Raw genomic sequence first — 17,457 nt, forward strand, 5'->3', positions numbered from 1 at the left:
AACTTTTTGAGTGGACATCAAACACCATAGGGGCTGTTTCGTGAAACATCCACGATGTATAAATCGAGCTTAACTATAACATTTACAGATATTTACACCCAAAACTACAAACCATTAGTTATATGAGATGGTAATAACAAATCCTGAAATTCAATGTTACAAACATGTTAATTGTTTTTATGCTTGAGCTGAGTGTTTAGCAAACAACCTACTCATCCCCTGTATAGGTTATTAGGCACTTTTATTTAAAACGCATCCTAAAAACACATGGAGTTTCAGAGTGATATGAAGACAAGGAATGCAAAACTCGCGCTTGCAATAGGTATAGCGCTCAGCTCCCCTAAGTTATACGCCGCTGGATTTCAATTATCCGAACATTCAGCCGCTGGCCTAGGGCGCGCTAATGCAGGCGAAGCCGCCATCGCAGACGGTGCATCAGTGGTCGCACATAACCCTGCAGCCATTACGATGTTCGATTCTTATCAATTGTCCGTAGGTGCTGCTTACATCATGCCAGAGGTTCGCGTAACCGGTAACGGACCTTCAGAATCCTTCAATAATCAGCTAACCAACAATGACGTCGTCGACAATGTGGTTGTGCCATCTTTTTATATCGCTGCCCCAATCAATGACTCGTGGTCATGGGGGCTTGGTATCTTCACTGACTTTGGTTTGGCAACCGAATACCCTGATGACTATTTAGCCGGACCGATTGGTGGAGAAACCAGTTTAGAAACCATTAATTTTAACCCTACCATCGCATACCGAATCAACGAAGAGTTCAGTGTTGGTGTTGGCGCTAGCATTGTTTATGGTAAAGCCAAGCTCAGACGTACATTGGGTATTCTTGCCGATGCCATCAATGCCGATACGGGTGCAAACTTTGCACGCACAGATATTGCAAAATCACTCGATGGTGATGGCTGGGGTTACGGTTTTAACCTCGGCGCACTTTGGGAGATCAACGAAAAGCATCGTTTTGGATTAAGCTATCGCTCTAAAGTGGATGTGGATTTCGAAGGAGATTATTACTCAGATATTCCAAGTGCGATTTCGATGCCGGGTCAAACCGTGACCGGTGACCTAACCCTAAACCTGCCGAGCATTACTGAGTTCTCTGGTTTCCATCAGATTACCGATCCACTGGCTATTCACTACAGTGTGATGATGACGGGCTGGGATGTGTTTGAAGAAATCCGCGCCACCGCAGATGGGCAAGAAGTTCTGCAAAAGGATGAGAACTTCGAAAATGCCTTCAAATATGCGTTTGGGGCAACTTACCAACTCAACCCTTCCCTCACTCTGCGCGCCGGTATTGCTTACGACGAAACGCCTAACGTGAACGACAAGAGCATCAGCTTGCCAGATTCCGACCGAATCAATTACAGCTTTGGTGCCACGTACGCCTTCAATCAAAACAGCCGAATCGACTTTGGATTCACCTTTATTGATGCCGAAGAGGTCACGTTCACTGAGCCGCTTGAGCCGCACGCTCTACCGGGTGTTGATATCGCCTATCGCTCCGAAGGTGACGCCTACATATACGGAATCCAATACAACCACTCTTTCTAATTATTCCTGACTGAGTCAATAACATTAATTACAGGGAAGCAAATCATGCACGGAATAAACAAAACGGTTGTCGCTGCACTCATCAGTTCCAGTCTTTTGATGGGTTGTAACAGTGACGATTATGATGAACCGCAAACCTCTAGCGGTTATGAATTATCAGAATACGGTACACCAGAATTATGTGGTAACGGTCAGGAATGGGCGAGCGCGGAACAAGTCACCGCGATTGAAAACCTGGTCGAACTTGCCGAAGACAACAGCGTGGTAACACTGCCCGCTGGTTGTTTCAAAATGAATAACCAATTGACGGTCGATTCGAAGAATAACCTCGTGTTACGTGGTGCTGGTATCGACCAAACCTACCTCGACTTCAGTGACGTGGATGGCAAAGATGGTATTGCCATCAGTGGTGGTTCGAACATCACCGTATCCGATCTCCAAATTGCAGAAGCCTCTAAGAACGGTCTTAAAGCCGACGGGGTTGAAGGCATCATTATTCGTGATGTCGCAGCGGTTTGGCTCGAAGTGCCTCGTGCACGTGACGAAGATGGCAACCTACGCGGCACTTACGGCATCTATCCAGTAAAATCTCAAAACGTCTTGATTGAAGATACATGGAGTTACGGCAGTGCCGATGCGGGTATCTATGTGGGTCAAACCATCGGTGCGGTTATCCGTGACAACGTAGCGGAAAAGAACATCGCCGGTATCGAGATTGAAAACAGTTCGAATGTGGATGTCTACGACAACTTAGCGCTTGGAAACACGGGCGGTGTGCTGCTATTTGACCTACCGGGCGCTACCACTATTGGTCGCTTAATTGATGATGTACGCATCTTTGATAACGTCATTCGTGACAACAACTTAGAGAATTATGTTGATACCACCTGTCAAAATGGACTAGGTGGCTGTGGCGTGGTGGGCATCGTTCCTCCTGGTACTGGCGTCGTCATTCTGTCCGGACGTAATAGTGAGTTCTTCAACAACACGATTACTAACCACGACTCAATGGCACTTGCTATGACGAGTTACTTGTTGGTGAACGGCGATCCCAACGCTTACAGTCCGCTCAACGGGACATCTGAAGGCAATGCCGTTATGCAGGGCTGGAACCCTGTTCCGACCAATATGTATTTCCACGACAACATCATTACCAACACGGGCGCCAATCCAAATGGTTCTCTGATTGAGGATATGATTTTAGCGTACACGTTAAATCATCAAGCCTTCCCTGCTCTATTTTATGATGGCGCAGGTGAGTCACTGATTCGTTCACAAATGTTTGCACCATTGCGTGATGCGCTCAACGGTATGACAGGAACAACCAACTGGAATTACCTCACCGAGTTTACCGATGCAGACAGCAACTGCTTAGTGAACAATGGCGCAAGTGCTGGTGTATTGGTTGATAACATGGACCCAACCGCGATTGGCCGTTATGCGGAAAACCCAGCCAATGCAGATTTCTTATATGACAACGAGCAAACAACGCTGCTTACTGCTGGTTGTGATTCTAAGACGCCATTAGACATCAATACCGTCACAATTAATGGCGTTGTGTATGGTTACAATCAAACCGAAGACGGAGCGACAGATCCTGATAATCCAGATACACCAAACGGTATCGTTGGCAACGCAAGCTGTACCCTAGACGACGTGGCGGGTATTAACTGGGATGCGATTACACGTGAAAGCGCGACATACGGTGAAAACTGTGTGAGCTTGTCGCAATACAATCTGTTTGAAGACGCGAAAGATCCAACACAAAACCTCAACTTAGCGGCATCTGCGAAAGGTACTCTGTATGAGATGAACGTTGAACTCTTTACTGACTATGCACGCAAATACCGCTTTGTAGTGATGCCAAACGAAGCCTCTGCAAGCTATCGTGAGCAAGAGGTGTTCGACTTCCCAGTCGGTACCGTATTGATTAAAACCTTTGCGCTGCCTTCGAGCACTGAGAATGCCCGTGGTGAAAACGAAGAGCTCATTGAGACTCGCCTTTTGATTCGTCGTGACAGCGGTTGGATTGCCCTGCCTTACGTATGGAACGAAGACAAAACCGACGCTTACCTGACTGCGGTATCAGTACCCTTTGAGCGCAGCGTAGAACATAACGGCGAAACGCTTAATTTCACTTATGAAGTACCAAGCCGAAATGAATGTACCTTGTGTCACAAAGTAGAATCTGATGTCTCCGATCCTACTGGTAACACACAGCCAAAAGGTTTCTCTCCTATTGGTCCTAAAGCTCGCAACCTAAACAGTGTTCAGGATGTCTCTGATGGCTCACCAGTGAACCAGCTTGTGCATTGGGAAACGCTAGGACTATTCACAGAAGCCTTACCAGATACACCAGAGAACTTACCTAAGACCCCTGTCTTTGATACCGAAGTAGGAGCAAGTAATCTAACGGATACTGAGCTACTGGATTATGCCAAAGCGTACCTTGATGTGAACTGTGCGCACTGCCACCGCACCGAAGGTAAAGCGGCGAGCAACCCGTTCAAGTTTGAATACTGGCGTGAAGGGAGCAGTGAAATGGGTATTTGCGCTCGTGGTATCACCTTCCACAAAGGTCCATCTCCGTATGTGATTGTACCGGGTAATCCAGAAAACTCTGTGTTGCACTACCGCATCAATGTCGACAACGGAAATATGATGCCAGAACTAGGCAGACACGTTGTTCACGATGAAGGTGTTCAGTTAATTGCCGATTGGAGTAACTCGATTGATACCACAGGCTGGAGCTGCGTAGAGTAATACCATCAATGGCTACCAGATGTTTAGGTAGCCATTAACTTACTTCAACACCCCGAATTAACAACAAACAAAAACCGCCTCACTGGGCGGTTTTCTTATTCTTGGGTGTCCCAATGTCAGTAGCGTTAACGCATAAAGAACTTTTGCAATGCTTTGATTGCCATGCCACGTCGTTCCATCAACATACCTACACGGGGTAACCACGTTGGTGTATTTAGAACAGTTTTGGCGTGGCTAAAGGTTCTAAAACCTTCCTCGCCATGGTAGTGGCCGATACCAGATTCGCCAATACCACCAAATGGCGCGTCTTCCGCACCAACGTGTAAGATGGTGTCATTCACCCCAACACCGCCACTGTGGGTATTACGGGTAATATGCTCAATAACACTCTTATCTTCTGACATGATGTAAAGCGCAAGTGGGCGTTGATTCTGGTTGATGTAGTCGATGGCCTCCTGGATCTCACGGTAAGACTTGATTGGCATAAGAGGACCAAAAATCTCTTCCTGCATAATGGTCATCTCTTCCGAAACATTGGTCACTAGGTGCGGATATAGTAGTCGGCCTTCTACGCTCGTCTCGGATACGGTATGTATGTCTGCGCCCTTGGCTTTGGCATCTTCCAATACTGCTTTTAAGCGGTCGTACTGGCGCTGATTGATGATATGAGTAAAGCCTTGGTCGTTTTGGCCTTTGAGGTACAGCGCTTCAAAACGTTGTAGAAACAGCGCGACAAATTCGTTGATTCTTCCCTCTGGTACAAAGGCATAATCTGGCGCAACACAGATTTGTCCAGCATTGATGCATTTACCAAATAGAATCGCATCAACTGCTTTGTTCAAGTTAGCGTCATCTGCCACGATCACCGGTGACTTACCTCCGAGCTCCAACGTAATTGGGGTTAAGTTCTCAGCAGCAGCACGAGCAACCGCGCGACCAACGTTGGTTGATCCTGTAAACAGCAGATGATCAAACGGCAATTTACTGAATGCTTGAGCAACTTCCGCTTCGCCCTCTACGACTTCAACATCTTCAGGTAACGCTCGGCAAATCTCAGAAATCACTTTGTTGGTCATAGGGGTGAATTCAGAGAGTTTCATCATCACTCGGTTACCAGCTGCAAGCGCGGTCACTAATGGCGATAAACTGAGAATGACTGGGAAGTTCCAAGGCGAAATGATGCCAACCACGCCAACCGGTTGATATTCAACGGTGACTTTTGAAGGAGCAAGCAACAAACCTGCATGACGACGACTTGGCTTACACCATTTATTAAGGCGTTTTAGGGTGTAATTGATTTGGGCAACCGTCGGCAATACATCCGTCATTGCCGTATCAAATTCAGAGCGATAACCGAAATCGGCGCTTAACGCTTCCACCAAGTCTTGCTGGTTATTTAAGATGGTTTGTTTAAGGAGAGTCAGCTTTTGCTTTCTCGAATCCAAGCTCGGATAAGGATCCGTGTTGTATCCGGCTTTGAGCTTATCTAACTTTTGTTGCAGCAGTTGACCAACTTCGACGTCTACGATCGCATTCATGATTTTCTCCTTGTACCCCTGACAACTGGCAATGTCGCACTTATGTACGATTTAAACTTAACATAGGTGCAACATTGTGACTATTTAAGAGGTTAGGAAGTTAGAGTTGAAACTCAGATTTCTGTTCATTAGAGCGCAAGCTTCATTTTAAAATACGGCACTTCCGATTTGTAAAAACGTTCACCTTCTGCATGCATTCCAAAACGTTCGTAAAAGATGAGCGCCGATTCTCTTGCATCACACCAAAAATACTCGACAGGAGATAGCTTCAAGTTCACCAAAATATAGCGAACCATTGAAGAGCCAATACCTTGCCCTTGATAGTCAGGTAATATGGCGAACTTACGCAGCCGAGCTTGATTGTCGTCAAGGTATATCGACGCAACGCCGACTAAAACGTCATCAACAAACGCACCATAATGCTCTGCTTCTTCATCACCCTCTACGTGGCAATGTTCCACAGGCTTGTTAGGCCATAATACTTGGTGTCGGATAGGCATGGCTTGCTGCCACGTGATCCGGTTAATTGCAATTTCCATCTCTAAATACCAATGAGTACTCATTCATCGCTGCAATAATGGATTATCTTTTCGAACATGATAAGTTTCTTATCACTAAAACCTGAATGCAGTTTGTAATTTGTGACAAAGGCTTAAATCGAACAATTTACAACCATCACGCTCCTTTTCCAGTAGGCTCAAATTTGTTGCGGTTATGCACGCTCTTCTAGCGAATGGCTCGTCCTTGGGTGTGCTTCAAATACCAACTCATAAACTCCTAACCTCTGACGAGAGTCGAGCATTTCAAAATCATGGTCTATGTATTCCTTTAATACCGCCCCTGCTCGCTCTGCAATCTTGATACTCGGAACATTGCCTTCCATACAATGGAATTGAATCGCACTTGTCTGCCCTCGCTCACGAACCAATGGCAATAGAACAGATAAAACGTGATCAATAATGCGATGACCACGCCCCTGTTCGGCAAGCCAATATCCCACTTCCGCCATACCCGTTTCTTGGTTCACGCCTTTCATACCGAGCACACCAACAAAGTTCTGATCGAGGCGAATGGCAAACCAATACGCCTCAAACGCGTTAGAGTTAATACGTTGAGATATATAAGCGACGGCTTCTCTGCGATTCGTCACCCAATCCGTCCAAGGCAAATATTGTGACAAGTGTTCACGGCTCTTATTCACCGCAGCAAGCAAAGGCGTCGCATGCTTCGTCAATAAAGGCTCAATAGATATGCGCTCTGTGATTTGTCGCAATTGGTGTTTTTCATATCCTTGGTACATCTGGAGAACTCGTTAACCTACTTTTGTTTAATCACTGTGAATGGTGAAGGTTTGCTTTCAACATAGTGCTTCCATACATGCTCGTATAGTTGATGTTGATTGGCAAATGGTGCGAGCTGTTTGGCTTCTTCTAATGTACACCAACGATAATCAGTATGTTCGTGATTTAGCGCTACCGTTTGATTCGGTTTACAGAACAAGACAAAACAAGGAATGACCATGATTCGATTCTTGTGTGCCTCATAAAACTGTTCTAGAAAATCTGCGCTATGGAGCTCTACATCTTCGATTTGTGTCTCTTCCTTAAGCTCTCGTACGATGGTTTGCCAGCCAGTTTCGCCCTCTTCCACACCACCAGCGACATGACACCAATAACCACCTTTGACTCTCTCTAACAACAGCATTTTCTTTATGCCGTCGAATTCGGAAATCACCACACCAGACACATGCGTTGCTTGAATAGGAATCATCCCTTTCTCCTTATGTATTTATTGTTTTTATATCTGAACGAGACAGTCTACCTTGCTTCATAAAGATCAGGAGTCTTAATCACAAGGTGCTGATCTTTTTACCAGTCTAGTATGCTAAAGTGCGATCTCTCTCAATAAACGAGCAGTAAGATGCCTAACTCAATCAATTCGATGATTCCCATTGGCGTGCGCTTTATGGTGCTGTCCGCTTTTGGCTTTGCACTGATGTCTGCCACCGTAAAACATGTTAGCTTGCACGGCATTCCAGTATTTGAAATCGTAGCAGCAAGGGCACTGGTCTCCTTGGTGATCAGCTATCTTGATGTAAAACGCAAAGGCATTTCGGTTTGGGGTAATAATAAACCTCTCCTTTTCGCGCGAGGCGCTGTAGGCACCATGGCGTTGATGTGTGTGTACTATTCCGTTACAACGCTACCACTAGCTGAAGCGACCATTTTCCAGTACATCCACCCTGTGTTTACTGCCTTACTTGCGGTTTTCTTCCTTAAAGAACGTATCCAGTCTTCGACGTTTATATGTATCGCTCTGTGTTTGCTTGGGGTATACGTGATGGTGAGGCCAGAAACCGGCCCAGACGCCGAACATGCTTTACCCATGTTCAGTGTGATGATCGCCATCTTAGGTGCTTTTGGTAGCTCCATCGCGTACGTAATCGTACGTAAGTTAAGTCAGACCGAAGACAGCTCGGTGATCATTTTTTACTTCCCGTTGGTGGCGCTGCCTGCATCGATTCTTTTGATTGGTGATCAATTCGTCATGCCAGATTTGTATCTGACGATGATGCTCGTTTTGGTCGGCGTCTTTACGCAAATAGGACAACTGGGCCTCACGAAAGCAATGCAAACACAAGAAGCAGGAAAAGCATCGGCCTACTCTTATGTACAGATCATTTTCTCTGTCGTTTTGGGCATCGTCTTCTTTGGTGAATTACCTTCGGCGTGGACATACTTAGGCGGCGCATTAATCGTAACAGGCGCGCTGATCAACGTATTTGGTCAACATCTTAAGTTGCCGTTTATAAAACGATAGCAATCGCGCTTCTAATTACGTTTCGTTTGATCGAAAAACAATAAAGCCAGAGCATCACTCTGGCTTTTCTTTTGGCTGTATTTGTAACGCTAAGCTGCGAACTTCAAACCCGCGATACCCGCAACAATGAGCAGTAAACTGATTAGCTTGATTAGTGTGGCCGGCTCATTAAATAAATAGATACTGGCAATTGCGGTACCTATCGCACCAATACCTACCCAAACTCCATAAGCAACGCCTAGCGGTAACGTTCTTAGCGCGATACCCAGTAACCAAAAGCTCAACCCCATAAATCCAATAGTGAATACAGATGGTCCAAGCTTACTAAAACCTTCGGTGTATTTGAGCCCGACCGCCCATGCAACTTCGCATAGACCTGCAAGAAAAAGAATTGCCCAAGCCATTGAGAGATTCCTAACGATTGGGGTCGTCCCCGAGAAAGAAAAGAGCGGTGAGGTCGTCCTCACTTCTGTTAGACGCCTAGTATAAAGAAAAATTTCCCACTACTAAAACTCAGATGAGTAACGAACAAAATCTATCCAAACTGATTAATATGAAATATAAATCCAATTACATTAAATAAAATAGACATCATTATTTAACAGTTTGAATATAACCTTCTGCTGTTGAAAATGATGCGTTTATTGCATTAATCACACAAAAGTTAAGCAAACGTGTAACTACGCAATCGTTTGTGTGACCTAGATCGCTTACAAAAGCTACTGATAACTTTAGTATTTGCGCGAATCCAATTATAAGGTATGACATACCCATGAAATACATCAAAGCTCCTCTTGCTCTCCTTGTTGGTGCAGCGCTTTTAACTGGCTGTAATGACGACACTGAATACGTAGATGTTCAACCTAAAGAAGTAAAGATCGCCACTTATAACCTCTCTTTTGATCGCAGTACTTTTGAAGACCTTGTCGCTGAAATGCAGGTAGAGCCAGCAAAACAAACTGAGCTTGTCACCGCTTACCTTGATGGCAGCATCGCGGATGAAGACAAAACAATGGCTGAGAAAGTCATTCAGATCCGTAACGTTGCTGCAATCATTCAGAAGAACCGTCCTGACGTTCTTATGATGGCGGAATACAACAACGACGGTACTGGTGAAGATATGGTTGCTTTGGAAGGTTTCCAAAACAACTACCTATCTGTTGCGCAAAGTCTTGACGGTGCAGGTGGTGAAGCAAACTTAGAGCCAATCGAGTACCCTTACGCCGAGTCTTACTCAACAAACACAGGCCTAAACAGTGGTCTTGACCTAGATAACAACGGCACAGCTGGCCAGCTTCCTGGCGATGCTTGGGGCTTTGGCTTCTACCACGGCCAATACGCTTTCGCGTTGATGTCTAAATACGAGATCGACACAGAAAACACTCGTACTTTCCAAGAGTTCAAATGGAAAGACATGGAAGGCGCAGAAATCCCTAAAATCACGATCTGTGACGGCTCACAAACCATTCCAGATGGCATGAAGTGTGGTGACGATTGGTACACTGCTGAAGAGTGGGACGTCGTTCGCCTGTCATCTAAAAACCACGTAGATGCACCAATTATCATTCCGACAGAGAAAGGTGACGAAGTTGTTCACCTATTGATGTCTCACCCTACTCCACCAGTATTCGATCCAGGCAAGAACAAAGTTCAAAACGGAGCTGAAGTTGAGTTCTGGCATCACTATGTACAAGGCAAAGAGTACTTCTACGATGACGCTGGCAACAAAGGTGGTCTGACAGAAGGTGCGAAATTCGTCATGATGGGTGACCAAAACCTTGATCCATTAGATGGCGACGGCTTTAGTGACATCATGCAAGCATTCCATAATGATCCACTAGTAAACCAAGAAGTGATGAACGGTGAGCTTTACCCAACTAGCTTCGGTGCTGCAGAACACGCAGTAGATAGCAGTTCTACTCACCCAATCCCTAACCGCATCACTTCGACGTTCGGTCTAGGTGTTGACTATGCAATGCCTTCAGCAAACCTAAACGTGGTTGATTCTGGCGTTTACTGGGCTGCATCATACGAAGAAGGTCGTAAACTGTTTAACGATGACCGCATTGGTAAATACGGTAATGGTAAAGATGTTTCTTCTGACCACCGCATGATCTGGATTAAAGCTCAGTTCTAAAACGCGAACACGCTAACATTCAGATACAACAAAGCCTCGGTTTATGCCGAGGCTTTTTGTTTTTCAACGGACAAGCTACCAGCGGTATGTAAGTGATACGCCCATATCTTCGCTCGTTACCCAAGGAACAAGCTGAACATTTTCATCATAAGCGTCAGTGAAGACGTATGCGGTCAAGGTTCCTAAAGCGGCGCCAGCAAGTACATCGCGCCAATAGTGTTTCTTCGCCTCAACTCGACCGACACCAACTAAGGTCGCGACCCCATAAGCAGGTAAGCCCGCTTCCCAACCATAGCGTAAATAGAGGTTTGTCGCCGAAGCAAAAGCGTTAGCCGTATGGTTAGAAGGGAAACTGTCATTACCACTTTTGTCTGGGCGCTCCGCATCGATAGTCGTTTTACCAATCAAACCAATTCCTGACGCAGCGCCAATACTGAAACCGGCTTGCCAAAAACCTTCCCAGTCCCCTTTATATGCAGGTACTGCGGCAGCCGTTGCAACCAAACCATAAGCACCGATATCGGTAAGCACGTCCCAATCTTTTTCACTCATCGCGTTTGCTGATTGAGCGCCAAAAATAGAGACAGCACCAACTAAACGTACAACTTTCTTCATTAATACAACCAATTAGAATTTATATGCGCGCGAAAACTACCACAGCCATCGCCATTGTTCGACTGGAAACTGTAACAATTAAAACGTGAATTGATTGTGAAAAAAAAGCCAACCACAAGAGATGTGATTGGCTGTATATACGTGTGAACAATTGGGTTCACTAACAACGTCAGTTGGCTAGGTGACCCTCGGCTTAAAAGGGTCGCTATAAATAAAGCATTAGGCATGCCAACTTTCTGATGCAGTCAAACCGATTGTTATTTAACCATTTGCACTTAATTTGAACGAATAATCGTTCTTACGAGATAAAATCATATGCATATTGCAAACAGTCTTTTGCAAATGGCAAACAAGTTACATTGGCCATTAAGGTTTACGGGCAAGGTCTCGCGCTAAAATCAAAGCTAAACCAAAAACTTGCAAAAACAGTCCAATGCTTTTGTACCATGCAATCTTTTCTTCCAAACTCGACATAACTTCAGTTACCTCAAGGTTTTCTAGGTAGTAACTGTCGATGCGGTTCCGATAGTTAGCTTGAGCTTGGTTGATTTCAGACATAAGGTTGGGCAGTTGGGTGCTCTCAATGTCGCTAACCTTCTCCCCTGTCCATGCAGAAAGGTGTCCTTGTAGGACTTGATTCATCTCTTCAGACACCGCTTCGCTTTGGGACAAATGGAGATGCAGTAGCAACACTTCTCGCTTTCTCTCAAGCGTTTCTACACTGTTCCACGCCAATTGAATGGAGTACAAGTTGTCGGCCTTTTGATCGGCCAACAAACTGGTTTCTTTTCCTAGTTTATCGAGCACCACGCTCGTCAGTACGATCGCCGCAATATTTAGCACCAATCCGATAAGAACCAGTAGCCACGCCGGCGGTAAGTAAGTCGCGTTTTTTACCATAAATTACCGTAAGGTAAGTAGATTAAGTTCAGCACCACTAAACCAATCATAGTAAAGAAGGTGAACTTCATCCCGGTCACGCGCCCTTTTAAGTCTTCACCTAATATTCCGCGAGCATGAATGATGCGCCCAATGACGAACGCAACACCAGCAAGATGAATCATCCAAACTGATGCACCATTGTATTCGACGAGCGCCATTAGAATCAGAGTAATAGGAATGTATTCACTTGCGTTGCTTTGGGCACTTCGGGTGATTTGAAGCGCTTCAACGCCACCGTCAGCGTAGGCGATTTTGTTGCTTCGACGTTGTTTGATGACTTGAAAAGCGAGCCAGATGAGCAGTAAAGCGAGAATGGATGCGTAGAGAGCGGTGATCATAAATCTTCCTTCTTTAGATATTGCGATAGCATTCTAATAACGAAAACTAAGGGCTAACTATATATTAAATATAAGCTAGCCCTATGAAACTAAAGAAGGAATTGGCTAAATTGAGTGGTCAGCAAGCTTTTTTCTTTTTGATAGCTTAGCGATGCCCTCGAAGATCGTGAACAGAAGACCCACCCAAATAAAGGCAAAAGTCACCGCTTTAACGCTGTCGAACATCTCACCAAAGAACACGACAGCCAGTACAAACTGCAAGCTTGGCTCAATGTACTGCATCAACCCCACCGTCGATAAATTGGTGATACGAATCGCAATCGAATAGAAAATCAGCGGCAAAAGTGTCACAGGCGCACTGCCCAAGTAGAGCATAAAGGTGGTCATATCCACGGTAGAGGCCAACTCGCCCACTGTCACTTGTTTTACGATTAAATAAGCGAGTGCGATTGGCGTCAGCACTACCGCTTCAATAAACAGCGTCGTGCTCCAATCAAAGTTAATCTTCTTCTTAAACAGACCATAAAGAGAGAAGAATATCCCCATTGTCAGAGCGACCAGTGGTAATTGACCGTACTGGATAACTTGATATAACACGCCGATGGTCGCCAGAAGAATCGCAATGAACTGCCCTTTTGAAAGCTTATCGCCCAACACAAACACGCCGAGTGCAACGGAGATTAATGGGCCAATAAAGAAGCCCAAGCTCGCATCAATTACACGGTTGTTCGTTAACGCCCAAGTGAATGCCACCCAAGAAATGCACATTAAGCTACTGGCAACAAACGTGTACCAAAGCGATTTTTTATCCTGCCAGATCGCAGACCATTTTGGCATGTGACGCGTAATCGCCAGAACGAGAACAAAACCTACAGGCACTGAACCAATAATACGCAGCGCAAGCAGTTCATCCATCGATGCGTTTGGTAAAAAGCGATAGTAAATTGGCAACAGTCCCCAAATGACAAAGGACAATGCAGCCATAAAGTTGCCGTAACGATTGCTGTTCATAACTAACTCACAAATAAAAAGTGACGCGATTCTATAGAGCAAAGTGCTTTTGTAAAGCGAATTTGAAACGATGACTTAACTTTACAGTGCTAGACCTTGAACCACGGCGGTAATACCACTAACAAAACACAGCGTAAGTGCGCCAAAGCGAATCTTTTCTTTCGGCAATGATTGTGTCGTTTTGATTGCTAACCAGTAACCAAATGCAGCAGCTGGTAACAATGGCAACGTGATCACCAAATGATGAAGATTAAAGAAACCAACGGGAATCTGAACTATCAAAGAGATAATAGAGCTAAATACGAAGAATGCAGATAGGTTACCGCGTAACTGATTCGCTTCTTGATGTTGCAATAACAAAGCCATCGGTGGACCACCAATCGCAGAGCTGGTACCAAACAGGCCAGAAAAGAAACCTGCGAACGTCATGCGTCCTGGTGTTGGCTCAATACGGAATGGAAGTACGCTCACTGCTACGGCAAACAGTACGAGAAAACCGATCCAAAGTGTGAGTGCTTCAGTGGAAACAAAGAATAACAGCGCCCCACCCGCTAGCGAGCCTGGCACACGACCAATCAAAGCCATTTTTAGGCCACCAATTTCAACACTGCTGCGGTGCTTCATTGCGTTCATTAATGAAATAAACAGAGCAACCAAGCAGATTGGTGCGGGTACATATTCAGGCGCCCAAAGAATCAGTAATGGCGCAGCCACAATAGCGAGGCCAAAACCAATGGCGGTTTGAACATAAGAGCCAAGGAAAATCAGCCCCATTGCAAGCAAATTAGTTGAATCGAAATCCATCGATATGATCTTATATTTTAATTAATTATTAGAGAGTTGATTGAATACACACCACCTATCAATACCTCACTCTCACCCCGCGTAGGATTCACCAAAGCCATTAAAAACACAATCAAAATGTTTCAATATCTGAGTTCTTAAGTCTCACATTTTGCGACTTACAAAATCAGTGGTGCCCTGTCATAACATTTATAAAACGAATGCTATCAAGAACAAAAATATGGAACTATAATCACACTCTATTTAGAGTGAATACGCCAATAAAATTCACCAAAGATGAACTTTAGTAGTCTATAGCACCATAAAATACATAAACATTAGACTATCGTATCAACCTAACTTAAAGATGGTTTATGAAAAGAAAATCAGGTTTTACTTTAATTGAGCTTGTTGTTGTTATCGTAATTCTCGGCATCCTTGCTGTCACTGCCGCGCCACGCTTTTTAAACATTCAAGACGATGCTCGCGAAGCTCGTTTAGAAGGTATGAAAGGTGCAATCGCTTCAGGTCTAGGAATTGGATATGGGAAAATGGCGATAGCGGGATTGGAAGATGGTTATGTGTCCAACTTTGAACCAAATACACCTAATTTCAACCTTCCGTTTGATGGATGTGACATTGGCGGTACAAAGCGCTGTGCATTTCGCTACGGCTATCCTGATACTGATGAAACGGGGTTAACTCTGATTGTTCCAGAGTTAGATCATCAGTATGGTGATACTGACTGGCAGATTAAGAGGACAGAGGATAAAAAATTTATGTCTGTCACTGTTCGAGGTGACTCCAACTCAAATGAAAACCACTGCAACATATTATATGCCGCTCCACAAAACGAAAATGAAACATACACGTTAAAAATCAATCACTGTTCATAATAAAAAGGCTGCCAATCGGCAGCCTTTTTTATATCTGTAGAAAGTTACGCGAAACTAAATACGTGCTTATCCATCATGTTCACCATACGCCCGATCTCTGGCTTCGTGATGGTGTCATTCGCACCAAGAGATAACGCTTTCGCACGGTTGTCTTCACTCATCAAAGAGGAGAACATCACGATTGGTGTTTGGCTGTAGGCTTCCGTATCACGTAGTCGTTTCACTAAGTGCATACCATCCATACGAGGCATTTCTACGTCGGTAACAACGGCATCGAGTAACTCACGAACTGGCAAGTTTTCTTCTTTCGCTACTTCGATCAAGCTCATAAGTTTTTCATACGCTTCGCCACCATCTTTGCAGGTGATCACGTTATAACCCGCAGAAGCCAATGTATCTTGAATCAATGAACGAATAAACGCAGAGTCATCCACAACCATGATGGTTTTTGCGTTACGCTTACCGACCATACGTTGGTTCAGATCAACCGACTTATCGCCCGTCACATCGTACTTTTCCATACTCAGTTCTGGGTTGATGTCTGCAATGATCTTCTCGAAGTCTAAGATCATGATCAGATTGCCATCTTTACGAACTACCGCAACAACGCAGTCTTGTTCCCCCGCTTCTAAGAATTGGCTTGGAGATTCAACATCGTTCCACGAAATACGGTGGATACGCGAAATACTGTCGATCAAGAAGCCATTCGTCATCTTGTTGAAGTCGGTAACAATAACAAACTTACGTTCAAGATCACGACGCGTAGGAACACCAAGCCAACCAGCAAGGTCAACCAATGGCGTTAACACTTCACGCGACGAGAATACGCCTATCATATGAGGTTGTGCATTCGGATAATCAGTAGTCTCCGGCACGCGAATCACTTCACGCACTTTAGCGACGTTAATACCGTAATAACATGTTTTTGTGCTGCCATCTGGCAATTGTTTTTCTAGATGGAACTCAATGATTTCAAGCTCATTGGTGCCACTTTCAGTCAGAATAGTACTGGTTACGTTACTCATAAACCCAATTATCCAAAATACGCATCAAGAAAAGGCTTGATGCAATGCCACAGAGAATCACTTCACAGGCGTAAAAATCCAAGAGTCCTTTTGTAGTCTTTGAGACAGAATTTGTAAATAATCAAAAGGATGCTGACCGCACACTTCTATATCAAATGATGAAATTTCGTCTCATTTTTGAACAAAACTCAGTCATGAGTTCGATATAGAAAAGACGTCTGTTTAGATAGCGGCAGCAAATAGAAAAAGTTTAGCGATTTATTAGTGTGTTTTAATAACCGACTCATTCGAAACTCGGTGACGCTCACCGTATACACCTTCTTCCGTGCGAACACCGCAGCTGATGACCATGGTGATTTGGTCACTGTCACGTAAGCCAAGCAAAGCTTTCACACGTTTAGAATCAAATCCTTCCATCGGGCAAGTGTCGTAGCCCTTCTCTCTCATGGCATACATAAAGGTCATGGCTGCAAGAGAAACACTTTTGTGCAAGCATACGCGAACATCCGCTTTACTCACCTCACGCACCATAGGTTTATTAAGCCCCAACCACCAGCTGTAGAGCTTACGAACGACTCCACGAACACCAAATGCATCGTTGTTATAAACCATCGGGATGAGTTTTTCGTAGTACTTTAGAGCGCGCTTGGCCGCAGCGTCGTCACGGCCTTCAAAAGCTTGGCGCACAGTCTCTGCGTTGCGCTTTGCGCGCTCTTTCCAGTTATGAGTCGTGGCAACAAACACCACCAATTCGTTGGCTGTCTTAGCGGCGTTTTGTCCCATACAAAGCTCAGCAAGTGCTGCTTTTTTATCTTCTGAGATCACACGATGGAATTCCCACATCTGCATGTTGCTGCTGTTAGGACTTAATGTGGTTAGCTCAAGGGCCTTAGCAACATCATCATGGTTAAACTCAGCGCTCGCGTCGTACTTTCTGACTGAACGGCGAGATTGAACAATAGATTCAAAAGAAGGTTGGTTCATAACGGACTCAAAAAATCGGAAAAACGCGATCTT

Annotated in this window: 17 protein-coding genes; 5 read left to right on the forward strand and 12 right to left on the reverse strand. The window is 44.8% G+C overall.

Annotated elements, in window-relative coordinates; translation table 11 throughout:
- Window positions 1-285 precede the first annotated feature (285 nt).
- Both A9237_RS21860 and A9237_RS21865 read left to right on the forward strand, forming a co-directional pair.
- Window positions 286-1,572 (forward strand): outer membrane protein transport protein, encoded by a 1,287-nt coding sequence (locus A9237_RS21860; protein ID WP_078609661.1) that lies wholly within the window; start codon window positions 286-288, stop codon window positions 1,570-1,572.
- A gap of 45 nt (window positions 1,573-1,617) precedes the next feature.
- Complete coding sequence (locus A9237_RS21865; protein ID WP_078609662.1) at window positions 1,618-4,335, forward strand: SO2930 family diheme c-type cytochrome; 2,718 nt, start codon at window positions 1,618-1,620, stop codon at window positions 4,333-4,335.
- Between the two features lie 125 nt (window positions 4,336-4,460).
- Here the strand turns inward: A9237_RS21865 and A9237_RS21870 are convergent, their stop codons facing one another.
- The 4 genes from A9237_RS21870 to A9237_RS21885 form a co-directional block, all read right to left on the reverse strand.
- Entirely contained in the window at window positions 4,461-5,873 is a 1,413-nt protein-coding gene (locus A9237_RS21870; protein ID WP_078609663.1) for a coniferyl aldehyde dehydrogenase, read from the reverse strand.
- 128 nt (window positions 5,874-6,001) lie between these two features.
- The gene (locus A9237_RS21875; RefSeq protein WP_078609664.1) at window positions 6,002-6,412 is read right to left on the reverse strand and encodes a GNAT family N-acetyltransferase; all 411 of its coding nucleotides are present in this window, start codon (window positions 6,410-6,412) and stop codon (window positions 6,002-6,004) included.
- 173 nt (window positions 6,413-6,585) lie between these two features.
- Window positions 6,586-7,173 carry a GNAT family N-acetyltransferase gene (locus tag A9237_RS21880; protein ID WP_078609665.1) on the reverse strand — a complete coding sequence of 196 codons (588 nt, stop codon included), beginning with the start codon at window positions 7,171-7,173 and terminating at the stop codon, window positions 6,586-6,588.
- 17 nt (window positions 7,174-7,190) lie between these two features.
- Entirely contained in the window at window positions 7,191-7,643 is a 453-nt protein-coding gene (locus tag A9237_RS21885; RefSeq protein ID WP_061010618.1) for an NUDIX hydrolase, read from the reverse strand.
- Window positions 7,644-7,793: 150 nt separating this feature from the next.
- Here A9237_RS21885 and A9237_RS21890 point away from each other — a divergent pair, with 150 nt between their 5' ends.
- Window positions 7,794-8,693, forward strand: coding sequence for a DMT family transporter (locus A9237_RS21890; RefSeq protein WP_009705275.1), 900 nt, complete (start codon window positions 7,794-7,796; stop codon window positions 8,691-8,693).
- A gap of 89 nt (window positions 8,694-8,782) precedes the next feature.
- Here A9237_RS21890 and A9237_RS21895 read toward each other — a convergent pair whose 3' ends face one another.
- On the reverse strand, window positions 8,783-9,097 hold the full coding sequence (locus A9237_RS21895) for a DMT family transporter (protein WP_078609666.1): 315 nt from the start codon (window positions 9,095-9,097) through the stop codon (window positions 8,783-8,785).
- Between the two features lie 368 nt (window positions 9,098-9,465).
- On the opposite strand from A9237_RS21895, the gene A9237_RS21905 reads away from it, so the two are divergent.
- Window positions 9,466-10,830, forward strand: a complete 1,365-nt coding sequence (locus A9237_RS21905) for an endonuclease/exonuclease/phosphatase family protein (RefSeq protein ID WP_078609667.1) — start codon at window positions 9,466-9,468, stop codon at window positions 10,828-10,830.
- Between the two features lie 75 nt (window positions 10,831-10,905).
- On the opposite strand, the gene A9237_RS21910 is transcribed toward A9237_RS21905, so the two are convergent.
- From A9237_RS21910 to A9237_RS21930, 5 genes are all read right to left on the reverse strand, one after another.
- Window positions 10,906-11,445, reverse strand: a complete 540-nt coding sequence (locus tag A9237_RS21910) for a phosphatase PAP2 family protein (RefSeq protein ID WP_078609668.1) — start codon at window positions 11,443-11,445, stop codon at window positions 10,906-10,908.
- Window positions 11,446-11,811: 366 nt separating this feature from the next.
- On the reverse strand, window positions 11,812-12,345 hold the full coding sequence (locus tag A9237_RS21915) for a DNA mismatch repair protein (protein WP_078609669.1): 534 nt from the start codon (window positions 12,343-12,345) through the stop codon (window positions 11,812-11,814).
- Complete coding sequence (locus tag A9237_RS21920) at window positions 12,339-12,725, reverse strand: MAPEG family protein (RefSeq protein ID WP_078609670.1); 387 nt, start codon at window positions 12,723-12,725, stop codon at window positions 12,339-12,341. The genes A9237_RS21915 and A9237_RS21920 overlap by 7 nt, the downstream gene beginning before the upstream one ends.
- Window positions 12,726-12,830: 105 nt before the next feature.
- Window positions 12,831-13,736: an EamA family transporter RarD gene (gene rarD / locus A9237_RS21925; protein ID WP_054823215.1), complete on the reverse strand. Its 906-nt coding sequence runs from the start codon at window positions 13,734-13,736 to the stop codon at window positions 12,831-12,833.
- 81 nt (window positions 13,737-13,817) lie between these two features.
- A complete protein-coding gene (locus A9237_RS21930) occupies window positions 13,818-14,540 on the reverse strand; it encodes a sulfite exporter TauE/SafE family protein (RefSeq protein ID WP_005441319.1) in 723 nt (240 codons plus the stop codon).
- Window positions 14,541-14,893: 353 nt separating this feature from the next.
- Here A9237_RS21930 and A9237_RS21935 point away from each other — a divergent pair, with 353 nt between their 5' ends.
- A complete protein-coding gene (locus A9237_RS21935; RefSeq protein ID WP_039988852.1) occupies window positions 14,894-15,415 on the forward strand; it encodes a type II secretion system protein in 522 nt (173 codons plus the stop codon).
- Window positions 15,416-15,459: 44 nt separating this feature from the next.
- Here the strand turns inward: A9237_RS21935 and A9237_RS21940 are convergent, their stop codons facing one another.
- Both A9237_RS21940 and A9237_RS21945 read right to left on the reverse strand, forming a co-directional pair.
- On the reverse strand, window positions 15,460-16,440 hold the full coding sequence (locus tag A9237_RS21940; RefSeq protein WP_005441315.1) for a chemotaxis protein: 981 nt from the start codon (window positions 16,438-16,440) through the stop codon (window positions 15,460-15,462).
- 261 nt (window positions 16,441-16,701) lie between these two features.
- Complete coding sequence (locus tag A9237_RS21945; RefSeq protein WP_078609671.1) at window positions 16,702-17,424, reverse strand: nitroreductase family protein; 723 nt, start codon at window positions 17,422-17,424, stop codon at window positions 16,702-16,704.
- Between the last annotated feature and the right edge of the window lie 33 nt (window positions 17,425-17,457).

Origin of the sequence: Vibrio owensii (genome assembly GCF_002021755.1) — a bacterium.
Classification (GTDB): domain Bacteria; phylum Pseudomonadota; class Gammaproteobacteria; order Enterobacterales; family Vibrionaceae; genus Vibrio; species Vibrio owensii.